At 62.7% G+C, this 16,795-nt stretch carries 11 protein-coding genes; 7 read left to right on the top strand and 4 right to left on the bottom strand.

Annotation, left to right across the window (positions count from 1 at the left end):
• Positions 1 to 35: 35 nt before the first annotated feature.
• From J2852_RS30170 to J2852_RS30155, 4 genes are all read right to left on the bottom strand, one after another.
• A complete protein-coding gene (locus J2852_RS30170; RefSeq protein WP_209882830.1) occupies positions 36 to 815 on the bottom strand; it encodes a phytochelatin synthase family protein in 780 nt (259 codons plus the stop codon).
• Between the two features lie 15 nt (positions 816 to 830).
• Positions 831 to 1,301 carry a hypothetical protein gene (locus J2852_RS30165; RefSeq protein WP_343206853.1) on the bottom strand — a complete coding sequence of 157 codons (471 nt, stop codon included), beginning with the start codon at positions 1,299 to 1,301 and terminating at the stop codon, positions 831 to 833.
• 249 nt (positions 1,302 to 1,550) lie between these two features.
• The gene (locus J2852_RS30160; RefSeq protein WP_209882826.1) at positions 1,551 to 4,697 is read right to left on the bottom strand and encodes a carbohydrate-binding domain-containing protein; all 3,147 of its coding nucleotides are present in this window, start codon (positions 4,695 to 4,697) and stop codon (positions 1,551 to 1,553) included.
• A gap of 1,791 nt (positions 4,698 to 6,488) precedes the next feature.
• Positions 6,489 to 7,100: a hypothetical protein gene (locus J2852_RS30155; protein ID WP_209882824.1), complete on the bottom strand. Its 612-nt coding sequence runs from the start codon at positions 7,098 to 7,100 to the stop codon at positions 6,489 to 6,491.
• Positions 7,101 to 7,236: 136 nt separating this feature from the next.
• Between J2852_RS30155 and J2852_RS32475 the strand changes: the two genes are divergently transcribed.
• The 7 genes from J2852_RS32475 (at position 7,237) to J2852_RS30120 (ending at position 16,515) form a co-directional block, all read left to right on the top strand.
• On the top strand, positions 7,237 to 7,503 hold the full coding sequence (locus J2852_RS32475) for a helix-turn-helix domain-containing protein (RefSeq protein ID WP_209882822.1): 267 nt from the start codon (positions 7,237 to 7,239) through the stop codon (positions 7,501 to 7,503).
• Between the two features lie 263 nt (positions 7,504 to 7,766).
• The gene (locus tag J2852_RS30145; protein WP_209882820.1) at positions 7,767 to 8,603 is read left to right on the top strand and encodes a TnsA endonuclease N-terminal domain-containing protein; all 837 of its coding nucleotides are present in this window, start codon (positions 7,767 to 7,769) and stop codon (positions 8,601 to 8,603) included.
• A complete protein-coding gene (locus J2852_RS31855; protein ID WP_209882818.1) occupies positions 8,600 to 10,771 on the top strand; it encodes a Mu transposase C-terminal domain-containing protein in 2,172 nt (723 codons plus the stop codon). The genes J2852_RS30145 and J2852_RS31855 overlap by 4 nt, the downstream gene beginning before the upstream one ends.
• On the top strand, positions 10,752 to 12,395 hold the full coding sequence (locus J2852_RS30135; RefSeq protein ID WP_209882816.1) for an ATP-binding protein: 1,644 nt from the start codon (positions 10,752 to 10,754) through the stop codon (positions 12,393 to 12,395). Before J2852_RS31855 ends, J2852_RS30135 begins: the two co-directional genes overlap by 20 nt.
• Before the next feature lie 7 nt (positions 12,396 to 12,402).
• Positions 12,403 to 13,857, top strand: a complete 1,455-nt coding sequence (locus tag J2852_RS30130) for a TnsD family Tn7-like transposition protein (RefSeq protein ID WP_209882815.1) — start codon at positions 12,403 to 12,405, stop codon at positions 13,855 to 13,857.
• A complete protein-coding gene (locus J2852_RS30125) occupies positions 13,854 to 15,494 on the top strand; it encodes a hypothetical protein (RefSeq protein ID WP_209882813.1) in 1,641 nt (546 codons plus the stop codon). The genes J2852_RS30130 and J2852_RS30125 overlap by 4 nt, the downstream gene beginning before the upstream one ends.
• A gap of 181 nt (positions 15,495 to 15,675) precedes the next feature.
• Positions 15,676 to 16,515 (top strand): hypothetical protein, encoded by an 840-nt coding sequence (locus J2852_RS30120; protein ID WP_209882812.1) that lies wholly within the window; start codon positions 15,676 to 15,678, stop codon positions 16,513 to 16,515.
• The last annotated feature ends 280 nt before the right edge of the window (positions 16,516 to 16,795 follow it).

Below are 16,795 nucleotides of genomic sequence, written 5' to 3'. Positions count from 1 at the left end.
CCAGGGATGGGAGAGGGGTTTTGCTTTGGACGGTATCAGCCCGAAATCCCGTTTTTCAGCCGGACGCGGATCAGGCCGCTGCCGGTGGGGTCGCCGCGGTCGGGCTTGACCATGGCCTCCAGAAGCTTCTCGTCGCTGGACCAGTAGGGGACGTACCACAGCCGGTCCACGTCCATGACCAGCACGCGCCGGGTCGCGGCGTCGTAGGCGCCGAGCGGGGCGATGTGGCCGACCGTGGCGTCGCCGGTCAGCGTCCCCTGGTCGTAGGCGAGCAGGATAATGTCCCGGTCGGTGCGCTCGTTCTCGTTCAGGATGCGGCGCAGCTCGGCCAGAGTCTCCGGAGAGCTGTCCTTGGGCCGGAAGACCTCCACCTCGGCGTCGAGGGCGAAGGCATCCACGGAACGGCGCACGTAGCCCTGGAAATCGGCGAAGGAGACGCCGTCGCCGTTCTCGGCGGAGGCGGTCTTCCAGAGGTCGTCGTCCACCTCATTCAGGATCCGCTGCTGCGTCACCAGCCGGTTGGTGGCGAGCGGCGGCAGGCCGCGCAACGCGTTGATCATCATCGCCACGCTGGCGACCGAACAGGCGCTGCCCGTCGCCTGATGGACGTAGTAGGGGCTGAGCGCCCAGTAATCCGGTGCGGCGGCCTTGCGCAGATACTCGTGGTCCTTGGTGATCGGAACGGCGTCGGGGCCGAACTTCGGCTTTTCGTCAGGATTCTGGACGGTGTTTTGGGCGTGAACCGGGGCGAGCCCTGCGGCGAAGAGGGAGACGGCGGCGCAGGCGGTCAGGACCAGGGCTCTGAAACGGGGCATCGGTGTCGGGATCTCTTACTGGGGGCCTTTCGATATGGTGCGCTGCGGCACGAGGGCCAAGCAATTCTGAACGATGGCCACGCAGGCCCGCGCCGACGACGCGCGGTAGACCAGCCGTTCCACCACCCCGCCGGCCAGCGTGAAGGTCGCCTCGCAGCGCTGGTCCACCACGTCGCCGGGGAAGGGCGGGTAGTAGTCCCAGGGATCGTAGTCCAGGGCGCGCCGGCTCCAGCCGTAGCCGATGGGCGGGGACGGCGCGTAGTAGGTGACGGAACCGGCCTGGTAGGTGAAATACTCAAGCTTGCCGCTGGCCGTCTGCCGTTCCGGCACCCCGGCGCAGGACAGCAACGTGCCCTTCGGCATGCCGACCAGAGCGCTCTGCGCCGCCAGGGCGGTGTCGTTGGCCGGGTCGGCGCAGGCGGTCATGCCGAGCAGCGCGGCGGCGGCGATCAGCGGAAGGGCGATTGGCGAAAGACGAGAGGACACGGGCGGGGCCTCCTCACCCATGGGGATTCCCCATAAGAACAAGGCTCCGCCCGCGTTTGATCCACGGAAAAGGCGATTAGAGCGGATAGTGATCCGCTCTGGACCGCGACGGCGGGCCCGGACGCCCATGCGTCCGAAGCCCGGCCTCTCGCGGGAACGAAGTTCCCGCTGGCGGCAGGCGGATGCCACAGCATCCGCTGAGAGCCGGCAAGTGAGGCCATTTGGATCTAAAGCGAATGCAAATTCGCTTTAGTAGGCGTCCCAGAAGTGCGGCATGGCGTCGCTGACCGCGTAGCCGTCGACCCCCATCCTGGTCCAGGCGAGGTCATGGATGCCCATGGCCAGCGCCGGGCTGTCCGGCAGCAGCGAATAGTCGCCGTAATAGGGGTTCTTGAACAGCGGCTTGCCCGTCACGTCGTTGTCGCCGTAGCGCGGGACGTTGTGGACGAGGTTGTGGTCGATGACCGGGTTGCCCGCGGTCAGCAGCTCCATGTAGTCGTCCAGCGGCAGCGTGCCGCTGATGACGTTGTCGGTGATCGTGTTGTTGCGCGGCAGGCCGGGGTCGCCGTGCTTGGGCGCCCAGCCGACGCGGATGAATTCCTCCATGTTGCTGGCGATGATGGAGAAGTTGTTGGTGACGAGGTTGTTGTCGCCGCCGTGGATGTGCACGCCGGCCCAGCCCGTGTTCTTCAGAAAGTTGCCGGTGACGGTGATGCCGCCGGCCATGTCGTCCAGATAGATGCCGAAGCCCTTGTGGTTGGTCAGCCACTGGTCGGTGTTGCTGGTGGCGAGGCCGCCGACGCTCTCCACCCAGTTGCCGCGCACCACGTTGCCGGTGTCCACGCTGGACCGGCCCAGAATTTCGATGGCGCCGCCGTCGGCGGTCTCCAGGTTGGTATTGGTGACGCGGTTGTATTCGATGACGTTGTTGCGGTTGATGTTGGTGGAATCCCAGTTCTTCAGCGAAATGCCGTAGCGCGCGCTGGAATCCACGTCGTTGTGGGCGATGATGTTGTTGTCCACGCCGGTGCCGATGATGCCGGCCACCGCCTTGCGCACCTCGCCGATGTGGGAGATGTCGTTGGCGTAGATGGTGTTGCCGTTGCTGCGGCCTTCCAGGTCGATGCCGTTGACCGCCAGATGGTCCAGCCTGTTGCCGCCGATCAGGTTGAGGGAGGAGGCCGCCTTCAGCTTGATCGCCGTGCCGACGTTGAGGAAGCTATTGTCGCCGATGTGGTTGTTCGACGCCCCCACCAGTTCCAGCGCGTTGCCGTGGGTGGTGGTGTTGGTGAAGCCCAGCCCCTCGACGGTCACGTTGCTGGCCCCGTTCAGGCGGATCAGCGTGCCGAGCCGGGCGACCTCCACGCCGTCCTGCTCAAGATGGGCGGGATCGGCCGGCTTGAAGACGACGCGCCCGTCCGACGCTCGCCACGCGAACTCGCCCGCCTGATCCACGAAGGCGGCGTTGCCCAGCAGCTTGTAGGTGGACCCCTCGGTGAAGGGCAGAGAGGCGCCGTTCTTCAGCGTGATGCTGCGGGTGGCATCGTCGATGCCGGTCACCTCGGTCAGCGTGTCGGACAGGCGTTCGGTGTCCATCACCTGGATCTTCGTACCGGCGGCCAGATCGGCCTTGGACACGTCGCCGGTGTGGTAGCGGATCGACCAGCCGCTCGGCCCCGCGCTGGCGGCGTCGGCGAAGTACCAGCCGGAGGTGACCTCGCCCGTCTGGAACAGGGCCTTCGACGCCAGCGTCTGCCGCTCGCCGCCGATGGTGAGGTCGAGGTCGGTGGCGCTGGCCAGCTTCGCCGAGAAGACGCCGTTGCCTTCCGCCGTGATGCCGGTGACCTTCTCGGCGCCGTTCAGCACCGGCTTTTCGCCGGGGTAGTTCTTGAAGGCGTTGCCGTTGTCCAGGGAGGTCAGTTCCAGCGTCTTGGTCAGGCGGTAGGTGCCCTCGCGCACGTAGGTGGTGTCGATGTCGCTCGACCGCATGGCGTCGCGGGCGCGCTCCAGCGTGGCGAAGGGGCCGTCCGTGCCGTCGGCGTTGGGGGCGGACAGTGTGCCCGACCAGGTGTCCTTGCCGTTGGCCGCCACGTAGAAGGCCGGTTCGCCGGGGGCCGAAGGCGGCGGCGGGGGCGCCGGCTGGAACAGCTCGGCCGGTGCGGCGACGTTCAACGCGCCGCCCCAATACAGGCCCTCCTGCCCCTTCACCACGTCCTTGCCGTCCACCGCGCCCTTGTCGTAGGTGACGATGCTGTCGGTCGCCGCGACGGTGTGGCCGTTGATCTGCACCGACTTGACGTACAGGTTGCGGTCCTGACCGTTCACCGTGTTGTCGTTGTCGTAGTGGATTTGGATCGTGTGGGCCTTGGTCGGGTCCACGTCGGCCTTGAAGGCGAATTCCGTCGCCGTGCCGGAGGTGGCGCGGCCCTCGCCAATCACCTTGCCGTCCACCAGCAGCTTGAAATGCGGCGCCACGCCGCCCGCCGACTGGCCCCAGGCGGTGACGACGATGTCCGCCGAGGACGTGACCGGCGGCGGGGGCGGGGGCGGCGGGGGCACGTAGGGACCGCCGAAATATTCCTCCGGCACGCCGAAGGTCAGGGCGCCGCCCCAGTACAGCCCCTCCTGCCCCGCGACGACGTATTTGCCGTCCACCGGCCCCTTGTCGTAGGAGGCGAGCGGGCTGGTCGCCTTGATCTCCTGCCCGTCGATGCGGATGCCCTTGACGAACAGGTTGCGGTCCTGGCCGTTGACGGTGGCGTCGTTGTCGTAATGGACCTGGATCTTGTGGGCCTCGTTCGGGTCCACGGACACGCTGAATTTGTAATCGGTGGGGCTGGACGCGTTGACCCAGGCGTCGCCGACCACCTTGTCGTCCACCAGCAGCTTGAAGTGCGGCGGCGTGCCGTTCGCGGCGGCGCCCCAGGCTGAGACGACGATCTCGCTGGTCATGGTCTCCGGGGTGGTGGGCGTCGGCGCCGGGGCGGCGGCGAACAGGGTCTTCGGCAGATCGACATTCAGCGCGCCGCGCCAATACATTTCCGTCTGCCCGGCAATGACGTTCAGCCCGTCGATGTCGCCGGTGTCGTACTTCACCGACGGATCGATGCTAAGGATGGAGGTGCCGTTCACCTCGAACGACTTGACGAAGAGGTTGCGGTCCTCCCCGTTCACGAAGCCGTCGTTGTCGTATTGCAGTTGCAGCTTGTGGGCCTGATCGGCCGGCACCTTCGCGGTGAAGGTGTAGCGCCCCAGCGTCGCCGAGGCGACCGTCGCCTGTCCGATCTCCACCCCATCGAGGCGCAGGACGAAGTGCGGCCACTTGCCGCCGGCTGGCTGCCCCCAAGCGTTCACCGCGAAGGTGACATCCACGAGACCAGTCGCATCGGTTGCCATGTCGGACCTCTCAAAACCTACGGCGTGCTTTTTCACCGAGAGGTTCGGAGGACCTGCTTAACCGCCGAATAAAATGTTTGGTTAGTTTAAAGTTAACGACGTGAATAGCCGTGACAAAAATTAGATTTTTTGTTGGCGGACAAAAAAGCCTGCACATGGACAAAAATGTTTACACATGGACAAAAAAGTCTGCTCCTAGCCAAGCTCGCGCTTCGGCAAGCGCCCGTTGCCGACAGGCATCACAGTCGAAGTTTGTGTTTCCGTGCTGGTCGGCGCACCCCTGGATGATCGGCACAATGCGCTTGTGGCGAAGCGCATCGAGCAACTTGGCGACCGAGTACCCTTCGTTTGTGACCACAGCCCCAAAGTTTCGAGCGGAGCCGCTCGTGAACCAGACAGGGGCCGGCCCCCTTCTCAGGGGCCGGCGCGGCATCGTTTCAGGATTGGTGATTACCCGTTGTCACGCTTGCGAGCGGCGTCCGGCGAGCTTCCGGTAAACCGGCGTAATGATGTGACGCGCGAAAAACTCCAGAGCGCCCGCAGGAAAAGACGAACGTGGAATAATGGAGCGGAAATGCTCATCGCGGCGCTCGCCGAGAATACGGATTGCGAGCGGCGGGCCTGACACTGTGTCTTCTGATTCGTCCGGTTGTTGGGCATGGTCTATCCTCATTACATACAGGATACTATTGACCACGGCAGCCGGAAGCGGTACGGTTACCACGCTGCGGGCAAACAGTCCCTCAGGGCGGAACCGGTGCGAGCCGGCCACCTGTGGTCACGGTCAGTGGAGTGCTGGCGCTTTGCAGCAGGATGGGCAGCTACCGCTGCACCGTCGGGAACGCCTCGTCCTTCTCCGACGAGGCGTTCTGCTGTCCGGCGCCCGGTCATACGATTATCTCATCTTGCGGGTCTCCACCACGTTGCACATGCCGATTCGGCGCCCCCGCACCATGAACAAGAATCAAGGAGAGTGCAACAGACGAAGCAAAGCGGTCACCTGAAGAAAGAATGTGCCGCGCGAAATATTGTGTTTCATTTGGCTGCTGCCCCCGGGCCGCCGCTCCATTTTTTCAGATAGCCTATCCCTTGCAAATCGGCCACTTTCGCCTTTACATCCATTCACTGAGCGCGCACGCCATTTGCTTTTTCCCGAGCCGAAGTGCGCGGCCACTGATCGGCACCGCGGGCCGCTGCAGCCTGTGCCGCTCGTCACCCCGTTGAGTCGTGACGGTGGGGGACGCCACCGCCAGTCGCTCCCGCCGTCCAATTTTTCACGAGCCCCGAGCGGTGCTTCAGGTCCCGCCGGCCGGCACTGTCAAACACCGCATCAAGCACTTTCCAGGCCCCTCACTTTCGCCGCTTTACCGATGCGCCAAGGGGGGTATTCAGGGGATCCTTCTTATTGCGATGCGCAGAGGAACGATGGGGCCTCCGCTCGGCACAAGCCTAATGCGGCCAAGCTTCCCCTGGCACTCTCCAACGAATGAGATTACCCGGCCGATACGGTGGTCCCAGGAGATCGCGCTCACAAAGTGGGGCACCGCGTCGGTTGCCTGTCCGCCGCCGCAATTTCCGCCGTGCTCAAAGCCGCGTTCCGCGCCTGAACTCCACTGGCCTCGGTGCATGGCGGTGGCCTGCGCGCCTCATCTGACGCTCCACCGGAATGAACCGACAGCGTGAGCGTGGCGCTCCGCCGCTCGAAAATTCACCGGCTTGGCACCGGCAGGGAGGTGGGGTGGGGGCGCACTGGTTCCGGGTTCAGCGTCAGGCCGTTGTCGCGCCGGTTTGCTAGCGATGCAGGACGGTGGCGACCTCACCATGGGCGGCCGTGACCGGCTGAGCCGCTTCGCCCGCACCGTTGCCTAACACGTTGTGGAGGCGATGGCCGACCAGCGATGCGTCGTCGCTTGAGCCGAGAGGAATAGCGAGAACCGGATTGGCGCCCGAGCGCAGCACAATCCGGACCTGAGCCGGGTGGCCCAACGTCGTCCACTCGATCGCCTTCACGGCGGCAAAGTCGTGGATGGCACCGTTGACGAAGAGCTTCCGGCCGACCTCGTCCACCACCACGATCCCACTACTATAGAAGAACCAACTCACCGTGATGTCGCCGGCCTGCACCGCCGCGACAGCGCGCTTAAAGGAACGGCGGTTGGCTAAGCCGAAGAGAACCACCCAAAGCGACGCGATCATGCCGATGCCCCAGAGGAAGCCGACAATAATTCCGATGATCGCGACTGCTCCCCATTTCAGTGCAACCCCCAACCCGAACAAGAGAGCGATTAGGACGGCGCCACCAACGGCAACCTTAAGGGCCGTCTTGACGGCCACTTTGCCAGGATCACCGCCCAAAAGCTGCTCGGCGGCTCTCTTCTCCATCCGAGTGTCCTGACGCGCCATGGCGATGCTCCGCGAGGTTGACCAGGGCGTGGCGCTCCTGGCTCCCGGATGCCGGCCGAGCGGCGTCCGCGAATAGGGCAATTCGTCCTATTATTCCAACTTGCCCTATCCGCTGTCCACCGCCTCGGAGGAGCGCGTGGGCAACCGGGACAAGTTCGGAGACGAGTACCAAGCGCTTCTCCGCGAACTGGTTGCGGAGCGGAAGCGGCGTGGGATCACACAATGGGACTTGGCCCGCTCCATGGGGACGGACCAGTCGCAGGTCTCAAAGCTCGAGCGTCGGGAACGCCGACTCGATCTCATCGATTTCGTTCGCTACTGTCGGGCGATGGACGTCATACCCGGCGCTTGGCTGGATCAAGCCCTCAAGCTCTTGGATGATCCGACCAGGGAGCGGTCCTAGACCCCATCTCAATGCCGAGCTGAAGGTGGCTCGTCTCCTGTCTCTGAGGCAAGGCGCCAGCCTACTTGGTGCAACCCTCGTTCGCGAGATAACGTGAGACGAGCCACCTTCAGCTCGGCAGAGGCATGGAGTCCCGGTGAAATTTGGAAATGAATGTTCCCCTGCAATCATAAGGAGGCCGATGAAGCTCCGGTCAACCCATCTTGCGCTTTGCTGGGAAAGATTTACCATCGTAGGGGGTGGCCTTTCCGCGGAGTGACGGCATGGGGCGCAGCCGGTACAGTTTTGACGAGGGGAAGATCGCCCGCTTCCACGCTGAGGGGCGGGGCACAGGCGTCGGTGCCGACTACAAGCCTTGGCTCACCGTCCAGGACGTACCATCGAGCGGCCGCACGCATCGACCCCGCGGCCTGAAGACCGGACGGGTCCACCATCTTCTGTCGGACATAGAGCGCGATCTCTTCTACGTCCTCGACTGGTCCGAGTCGGTGATCGACATCCGGGAGCAGTTTCCTCTCGACCGGACGGTCACCCAGGCCATCGCCGAGCGAGTCGGCATCAAGCATCCCCGCGACACCACGACCAAAACCCCGCTGGTGATGACCACCGATTTCCTGTGCGATGTGGTGCGGGAGGGGCGGAGGGTCCTGATCGCGCGCTCCGCGAAGCCGGCCGACAAACTGGAGAACGATCGGATCATCGAGAAGCAGGAGATCGAGCGTCGCTACTGGGCGGAACAGGGAGTCGGCTGGGGCATCGTCACCGATGCCGACATCCCCACGATCTACGCGGAAAACATCGGTCGCATTCACAAGCACGCGTCGGTCGTCGACCTGACGCAGCCTTACCCCGGCTACTACGCCGAAATGGCCGCGCTGATCGCCCGCGAGGTGCCGGCGCGGACGTACCTGTCTCTCCACCAGTTCTGCGCCGAAATGGACCTTCGGTTGAACCTGCCTTCGGCCACGGCCCTGATGCTGGTCCGTCATCTCATCGCGACGCGGGTTCTCGTCTGCGATATGACCAGGCCCCTGGATTACGACGCCCCGTTGACGTGGCTGCGGCTCGCCGAGCCCGGCCAGGGGAGACGGCTGGCGTGAATCCTCTCATCATCAACAGGCTGGTCGCCTTCGTCGCCGAGGAGCGGACGGAACGGGTGCTGTGGCTCGACCCACTCGGCCGCGGCTGTTTCATGATCGATATCGACGACGGGGCGGCGATGCCGGTGTTCCGCCGGTCGGAGGAGGTCGATCGGTTGCGCTCGGATGCCCTGCTGGCCGACGTCGCCGACGATCCTTGGCTGGCGCCGCTCAACGAAGCGGCCATCCCCGAGAATCACAGGGCACATCGCGATGCCGCGTGGAAGCTGGTCCGCCCCCTTGTCATAGAAGTGCCGGCCATCTTCCATCCCGACCAACGGTCGAAACTGGTTCAACGCGTCGTGGTCGAGACGGGGAGCAACCGCTTTACTCTCTACCGGCAGCTCCGCCGCTATTGGCAACGAGGCATGTCGCCGAACGCGCTCCTGCCCGACTACGACCGTTGCGGCGGCAGGGGCAAAGCCAAGGCGGTTTCCGAGAAGAAGCGGGGCCGGGTCAGCACGACCGGCATCGTCGGGGTCAACGTGGACGCCGGGATGCGCGGCCTGTTCCGCGACACGGTGACCCGTTACTTTGCGGCGAACCGCCGGCTCGACATGGCCGGCTGCTACGACGAACTCATCAACGACCACTTCACCGATCTCCGGCTCGACGAAGAGACCGGTCGGCAGCGAGCCATCGTCCGTGCCGAGCACCCGACGCTACGCCAGTTCCGCTATTGGTTCGACAAGGACAACGACGTTTTCCGCATCGAACGCCAGCGGCGCACGCCCCGGGTGTACGACAAGGATCTACGGGCACTGCTGAACACCTCCACGGCCGAGGTTTTCGGCCCCGGTTCCCGGTACCAGATCGACGCCACGATCGCCGACATCTATCTCGTCTCCCGGATGAACCGGAACAAGCTGGTCGGCCGCCCGGTGCTCTACGTCGTCATCGACGTGTTCACCCGCATGATCGTCGGTCTCTACATCGGCTTCGAGGGACCCTCCTGGGTCGGGGCCATGATGGCGATCGCCAACGCCGCGACGGACAAGGTGGCCTACTGCCGCCAGTTCGACATCGAGATCGAAGAGGCCGACTGGCCCTGCCACCACATGCCGGACCGGCTCCTCGGCGACCGTGGCGAGATGGTCGGTTCGTCCGTCGAGACGCTGATCCAAAACTTCCATGTCGAGGTGGAGAACACCGCGCCCTACCGGGCCGACTGGAAGGGCATCGTCGAGCAACGGTTCCGGCTGTTGCCCACGAAGTTCCGTGCTTACACGCCGGGCTACATCGACGTGGACTTCCAGGAGCGGGGCGCCCGCGACTATCGCTTGGACGCCAAGCTCGACATCGACGAGTTCACCGCGATCATCATCCACTGCGTGCTCTACTACAACACCCAGCACCTGATCCGCGACTACCCCCGGGACCGTCAGATGATCGCCGAGGAGGTCAAGGCGATCCCCATCGAGTTGTGGGAGTGGGGCGTCGCGCGGCGGAGCGGACAGTTGCGGTCCTACCCGGCCGACCTCGTAACGCTGAGCGTCCTGCCCTCGGACGAGGCGACCGTCACCATGCACGGCATCCGCTTCTACGGCTGCTACTACACCTGCGCGAAGGCCATGGCCGAGCATTGGTTCGAGCGTGCACGGCAGCGGAGAACCTGGACGGTGCAGGTGTCCTACGATCCCCGCTGCATGAACGAGGTCTTCCTGCACGACGAGGATCGCGGCCGCATTCAATTCATCCCCTGCGCGATGACCGACCGCAGCGCCGCCTACCGCGACCGCACGCTGTGGGAGATCGACCAGATGCGGCAGGACGAACGCCGCGTGCAGAACGCTCACCAGCCCCGCGCGCTTCAGGGGCGGATCGATCTCCTTCAAGCGGCAAAGGACATCATCTCTGCTGCCGAGGCGAAGCATGCGGCGGCTCCTGCGGAATCCGGCAGCGACCGTCAGAAGCTGAAGGGCATCCGGGAGAACCGGCAGCAGGAACGGCGCGAGAACCAGGACCGTGAGGCCTTCCGGATCGGCAAGGACCCGGCCGCGCCATCAAGCGGGGGGAATGTCGTGCCGCTCATCTCCAAGCCGCCGGACGAGGACGACTTCAGCCTGCCCACGGCGGGTGAGATGCGCAAGCAGCGAACGGAGGGACCGGATGACGACGGACGGCGATGACGAACCGATCACCCTGCCGGAATACCGGGACAACCCCTTCATCAACCGGCTGCCGCCAATCCTGTCCGCGGCCGAGGCGCTGGAGCGCCTGACTGACCTGCCGCTGTTCGACGAAGCCGAAAGGCGCTACTCCGCCCATCTGCGCGCCCACTGCGTTCAGCGACTGGGACGCTACTTCGATCCACTGGACCGCCACATTCTCCTGGAATCACGGTTTTCCATGCTGGTCCGCCAGGGCTATCTCGGACGCAACCCGGCCAACGGGGACTACGTTCGCAGGCTCCAGAACTCCTACGACCGCCTTGAGCAGAACGATCTCGGCATCGTCCCACGCCATTCCGTCGAAGCGACGGCCAACGGATTCGCGATCGTCGGCTGCTCCGGGATCGGCAAGAGCCGCGGCATCGAGCGGGTGCTGAAGCTCTATCCGCAGACGATCCATCATGCACAGCCGTTCAGCCTGGAGCAGGTCGTCTGGTTGAAGCTGGATTGCCCTTACAAGGGCTCGCCCAAGCAGCTCTGTATCAATTTCTTCGCCGAGATGGACAAGCTGTTGGGCACGCGCTACCGGCGTAAGTACGGCGCCAGCCGCTTTGCGGTGGACGAGATGATGGCATGGATGGCCCATGTGGCCGAACTGCACGCGCTGGGCGCCTTGGTGGTCGACGAGATTCAGCACCTGCGCCAAGCCCCTGGGGCCAGCCGGGACGATCTGCTGAACTTTCTGGTGACGCTGGTCAACACCATCGGCATCCCGGTGATGATCATTGGCACGCTGGCCGCCGTTCCCCTGCTGCAGGGCGCGTTCCGCAACGCGCGGCGGGCCAGCGGCATGGGCAGCCTGACGTGGGAGCGCCTTCCGCCGGGTCCGGCCTGGGACCAGTTCGTCGAGCGCATGTGGGATTTCCAATGGACGCGGGAGCACACGCCCCTGACCGATGAACTCCGTCATGTCCTGTACGACGAGACGCAGGGGATCGTCGATCTGGTGGTGAAGCTGTTCATGCTGAGCCAGGTCCACGCCATCCAACTCGGTGCCCTGCGCGACCGCCCCGAGCGATTGGGGGCCGGTTTGCTCCGGCACGTCGCCAGGGAAAACTTCAGGCTCGTCGCCCCCATGATCGAGGCGTTGCGAGCCAACGACATGAAGGCCCTCGTTCTCTACGATGACCTGAGCCCGCTGCACGCTTTCGTTCAGCAGGCGCTTGACAACGCCACGACGCGGTTGGCCCCCTCCGTAACAGTCGGACCGCGTGCATCCGGTCGGACGCCCGTCAGGGACGAGGGGAAGGTCCGGGAAGCCACCCTGAACGCGTTGCAAGCGATCGGGCTGACGCCGGAGCTCGCCGAACTAGCACTCTCCGAAGCTCTTGCCGAAGCGCCTGATCTCGCGCCAATGGATCTTCTCGCCCGGATCATGGACAAGCTCCAGGGGCGTGAGCCGGAGAAGAAGCCGGCGAAGCGCCGCGGCGTCAGCAAAGCGAAGGGAGTCCCGCCGGCGCCTCTCGAAGCCAACGATCTGCGCGCCATCGCCGCGCAAGCAAAATCCGGGGAGCAGACCGTTCATGCGGCGTTCCTTGATGCGGGGGTGATCAGGCCGCCGATGGCCGACTTCGCCGCGTGAGGGCCGGATGCTGCCCTATTTCCCGACCATCTACCCCGACGAGCTGCTGCACAGCGTGGTGGCGCGCTATCACCGCCACACCGGCGCCGACAGCCCGAAGCTGACGATGGGCGAACTCTTCGGTGATCGGAGCGTGCGCCTTACACCCTTCCTGGTCGGGCGTCTTCGCGACCTCGCCCGCCGTTTGCCGCCCGACCGCCGCCTCACGCCGACACGGCTGGCGATGACGGCCACCTTCTATCCCTACTGCGTCGCCTATGAGCCGCCACCGGTGCGGCAGGCGATGTTGGACGCGATGACCGAGCGCTCTGCGGAGCGAAGGTTTGCCACCTGGGACATCGCGGCCAACCCGCTTCATTTCTCCACGGTCCTGCGCTGTTGCCGTCTCTGCGCAGCTGAAGCTACGGAGCGGTACGGCGAGCCCTATTGGCGGCGTGCGCATCAACTGCCCGGCGTACTGGTCTGTCCCGACCATGGTGTGCCGCTGACCGTCGTCTTCAACGCGCCGACGACGACCGCCGAGCATCAGCATCTGGTCACGGCGCCGAAGGTTGCCGACCTCGGCGACATTCCCCGACCAGCCTGGACGGTGGACGGTTCCTGTTTTGCCTTGCTCCAGGAGATCGCCCGGCGGTCGCGTCAGCTGCTTGACGCGCCGCCGCCCGCCAGTTCCGCGGAAGTCCGTCTGAGCGCCTTGGCCGAACTCGGGCTGACGGACGGACCAAAACGGTTGAATTTCCGACGCTTGTGTGAGGCGTATGTCACCTTCGCCCGCCCCCTCCAATCGGTTCTGAAGGAAGCACAAAGCACCGGTTGGCTCTCGTCGTTAATAAATCCGCACGGACCACCGGTCCACCCCCTGCACCACATCCTGTTTGACCTGCTGCTGGACGGTCTTTCGCGACTGTCTCCGACGGCTGCCCCCAGTGCGACTGCGGGCCGCCGGCGTATCACCCCCCGCGACGACCTGCCCCAGAACGGTGACCGTCTTGCCGAACACGCGCCAACAGAGACCGCGATTCAGCGTCGCCAACCACGGACATGGATGACGGCGTCGTTGATTGCCCCGGCGCACCGCCGGATGCGCCCCGAAACGCTCGACTGGCCAACGGTGGATCTGGACCTCGCCGTCCGCATCCGGCATGCGGCGGCTGAGATGCTGAACGAGACGCCGCGGCGCAGGGTCACGAGGAACGCGATCAAGATACGGTTGGGCAAGATGATCGATACCGACCGCTGGGGAGACCGGCTCCCGGAGACCCTGCGCGCACTCGGCGAGGTGACCGAGACCACGGAAGCATTCCACAAGCGCCTTATCGGGCAGGCCCTTGCGGACCTTGGCGAAGCCGCCGTAACTGCGTCGATCCTGCAAGTTCGAAAGCTGTCTGGGGTGCCCTCCGCTTCCATTCCCTTCATTCGAGCGGCTTTGGCGGACATGGCGGCCATCCTGGAGGCGCAATGACCCTGGTTCGGCAATTTCTTAAACACGCCTATGCGCTGGAGGTCTTTTGGCTGGTTGGCTTCCGCGAGGATGCACAGCGTGGCTGGCAGGTTTTGACCGTCACCAGGGACATGGAAACGGAGAGGCTGAAACCTTGGCCATTGCCGATCGGGATGCTGCCGCTGCTGGCACCAGGTAGGGTCTTCATCGAAGGCTGCCAGAGCAGGACGCCCAACCGCGGGTGTTCTCTGGTGTTGCGCGTTGATGACGTCGGGGCCGCTGAGGAGGTGACGACCAAGGCAATTCCGCCTGAAGTCTTTTCGTTTGGAGAGCATCCCACCGGCATTCAGCACCTGCTCCGCTACTGTCAAGGCGATCGGGTGATCCTGGTGCCGACCGTCGAAATGGTCCGCTATCTTTTTTTGCACAACAAGACCATGGCGAACGCGCTGATGCGCTCCACCGGGATCATGGAACTTTTTAGCCCGGAGGCGCCGGGCTTCTATCCCGACCTGCACCTTCGTTTCACCCGCGGGATGCCGCGCAACTGCCTGTCAGATCCCTTTGCCAGCGAATTCGCCTGGACCGCCGTGGATTTGGAAGGCCGGCACTCATGGGACAGTGTCAGGGTGAGGACAGCGGGGCAACCATATGTAAGCTTCACACCTCCACATTTGTTCGACTCGGTCTGGGCTGTGCGCGCCATTGAGTGGAAGGCTACGGTGCTGGTCCTGGAGATCAATTCCATGAGTGGCAAGCGTTTTCCTTGTGATCGCTTGCGCTATTCGCATCCTTCAATCCGCGAGGCGAAGCCGTTCCGTCCTGCCGGGTTCAAATCACTGCGCCAAAATGAAAACGATTTTTCCACGCCAGCAGAACCGGCAGATGCCCATGAGCTTGGCATTGACGTTACGGCTGCCGGCAGCCGCACCAACACTCACCAGACCGCGCTCCATGCCCCGGCTAAAATGGGGACGTTTGATCGGACCATCCCCATTGAAAGGGTGATCCTCAAGGCGCGATCTGCCACGCCATTGAAACAAGATGCTCCGGAACGGGAAAAATCCCGACCGCCACGTGATCGACAGTATCCCCGGCGACTGCAGACCAGCGTCAGTGTCGCGGAGGAAGACTCCTCCACCTCCTTGCCACCCATCGAGTTCCGCCTGCTTGAGCCCGCAGGACCAGATGATTTAGGGGAACTCGAACCGATGATGGCGGTGGTTAGGCTGATGGCAAAGGAACTGCCGGCAGTGCATGTCGCCAGCTCGCTTTGCCTCCTGAAGCCGGGTCGCGCATTCTCGACGGTGGGGCGCTGTCGGAGGCCATGCCTGATCGCGATATTCACCCCAAAAAATGGGATCCCTCTGGTGCTGGTGAGCGTCGATCATTCCGGTGAGCACGCTTTGTCTAGCCTTGCCCTGATCTATCGCCGCCCCTGCGGGTTTTTTGAGATGGAAAAGCACCTTGCCACCCTTTTGGACGGGCTAGTAGAAAATGGAGGTTCCTGGGAGGCAAGGGCAATAGAAAGGTTTTTCGATATTTTTTTCGCCCAGCGCTATCGGAAAGTCCTTTGCTGTCGAGAAAAATTAAATAATGGAGATTACTTGGCTGCGTGGGCTGCGAAATTAGGAGCGAGGCTTGGGTTATCCAAATAATATTCTAATGTAGCTATTATCAGCATGATGCATGATTGCGATTATAGGTAATTGCATTCGAAGCCACGCGAATAAAATTGCATTCCTCAATCGGTTGTGGTAATTTCCCATTATGTATCCACAAGTCCAACTGGCATTGTCCGGCCATGAGAATACGGTTGCGATACGGTAAATGGTAAAAATGAAGAGCGATAACGTCGGGGTGTGCGCGCTTTGCCAGTGCATCGCCCCGCTCTGCAAGTCTCATATTATACCAGATTTTTGTTATAAGCATACGTTTACTTTGGAGAAGCAAGGACGCCTGTTTGAAACAAGCTTAGATCCAAGAGTTAAGCCGCGCAAGCGATCGACCGGATATTGGCAAAGGCTTCTTTGTCGAAAATGTGAAATACTGTTCCAGGAGCAGGAGAATTATGTTGCTACAGAATTGTCAGATAAAAAAGTAAACAGTTACCGGTCAATTACATTGGCGCCAGATTCCTCGTCGCCAGGACACCAATTCATCAGCGTTCCTGGGGATTCTGGAAGGATTTTGTACTTTTTTGTATCTGTGATATGGCGCATGTCCGTCTCCGATATGGATTTTTTCGGTCGAGTAAAGCTTCTTCCTGAAGAAGAGGAGGATATTCGGCGATACCTTTTACAGGGTCCCTCCGCTGCACTTCCATCGAAGATGAGATTGATCTTATGTTCGTTGGAGGGGCTTGTCATCGATAATGGCTCTCTGCGCATGAAAGATATCGTTGTACAACCACAAACAGATTGCGCAGATAATGCCGAGGTAACGCAGGGGGCTTTCTTTGGGTATTATTTTCTATTTGTTGTTTCAATGGGGAAATTCGATGAATTTACCGAAACAGTTTCTGTGAAAAATGGGGATAGAACTCTCATTAAAAGAATGAGCGTTGTAGAGGTTCCAGGAGTGATTAAAGCTTTGCTAATTGCCTTGAAACAGGGGAAATTTTCGGAATTTCCGCATTCTGGGCGAAAACGCGTAACCATCTATCCTCCCTATGTATAGTGCTGGCTTTTGGAAAGCAGAGTGACCCCACGAGTTCGCTCAATCTTGCAGCTATGTGTAATCATTGGTTGTCAAAAATCGCTGATCTTGGAATGGGCTGTCCTCGCACGGGACATCAGAGGCTATGTTAGCCAAATACAGCCCGGCGTTCCTGTCCGATAACATCCCAACATCTCGTGTACAGAGTAAGCGGTGTTCTCAGGCCACGGCGGGTTCCGCCTGCCGGGTATGGCCCCAGGGCAGGAGCTCATCGAGCTTGGTGATCGGATGGCCGCTGGCG

Origin of the sequence: Azospirillum soli, from assembly GCF_017876165.1 — a bacterium.
In the GTDB taxonomy this organism is placed as follows: Bacteria; Pseudomonadota; Alphaproteobacteria; order Azospirillales; family Azospirillaceae; genus Azospirillum; species Azospirillum soli.
This window is presented reverse-complemented; position numbering and strand designations above follow the sequence as displayed.

Bases quoted from the DNA above. Each gene is read 5' to 3' on its own strand.
- J2852_RS30170 (WP_209882830.1), bottom strand. From the start codon at position 815: ATGCCCCGTTTCAGAGCCCTGGTCCTGACCGCCTGCGCCGCCGTCTCC.
- J2852_RS30160 (WP_209882826.1), bottom strand. From the start codon at position 4,697: ATGGCAACCGATGCGACTGGTCTCGTGGATGTCACCTTCGCGGTGAAC.
- J2852_RS30155 (WP_209882824.1), bottom strand. From the start codon at position 7,100: ATGGCGCGTCAGGACACTCGGATGGAGAAGAGAGCCGCCGAGCAGCTT.
- J2852_RS30145 (WP_209882820.1), top strand. From the start codon at position 7,767: ATGGGGCGCAGCCGGTACAGTTTTGACGAGGGGAAGATCGCCCGCTTC.
- J2852_RS30135 (WP_209882816.1), top strand. From the start codon at position 10,752: ATGACGACGGACGGCGATGACGAACCGATCACCCTGCCGGAATACCGG.
- J2852_RS30130 (WP_209882815.1), top strand. From the start codon at position 12,403: ATGCTGCCCTATTTCCCGACCATCTACCCCGACGAGCTGCTGCACAGC.
- J2852_RS30125 (WP_209882813.1), top strand. From the start codon at position 13,854: ATGACCCTGGTTCGGCAATTTCTTAAACACGCCTATGCGCTGGAGGTC.
- J2852_RS30120 (WP_209882812.1), top strand. From the start codon at position 15,676: ATGAAGAGCGATAACGTCGGGGTGTGCGCGCTTTGCCAGTGCATCGCC.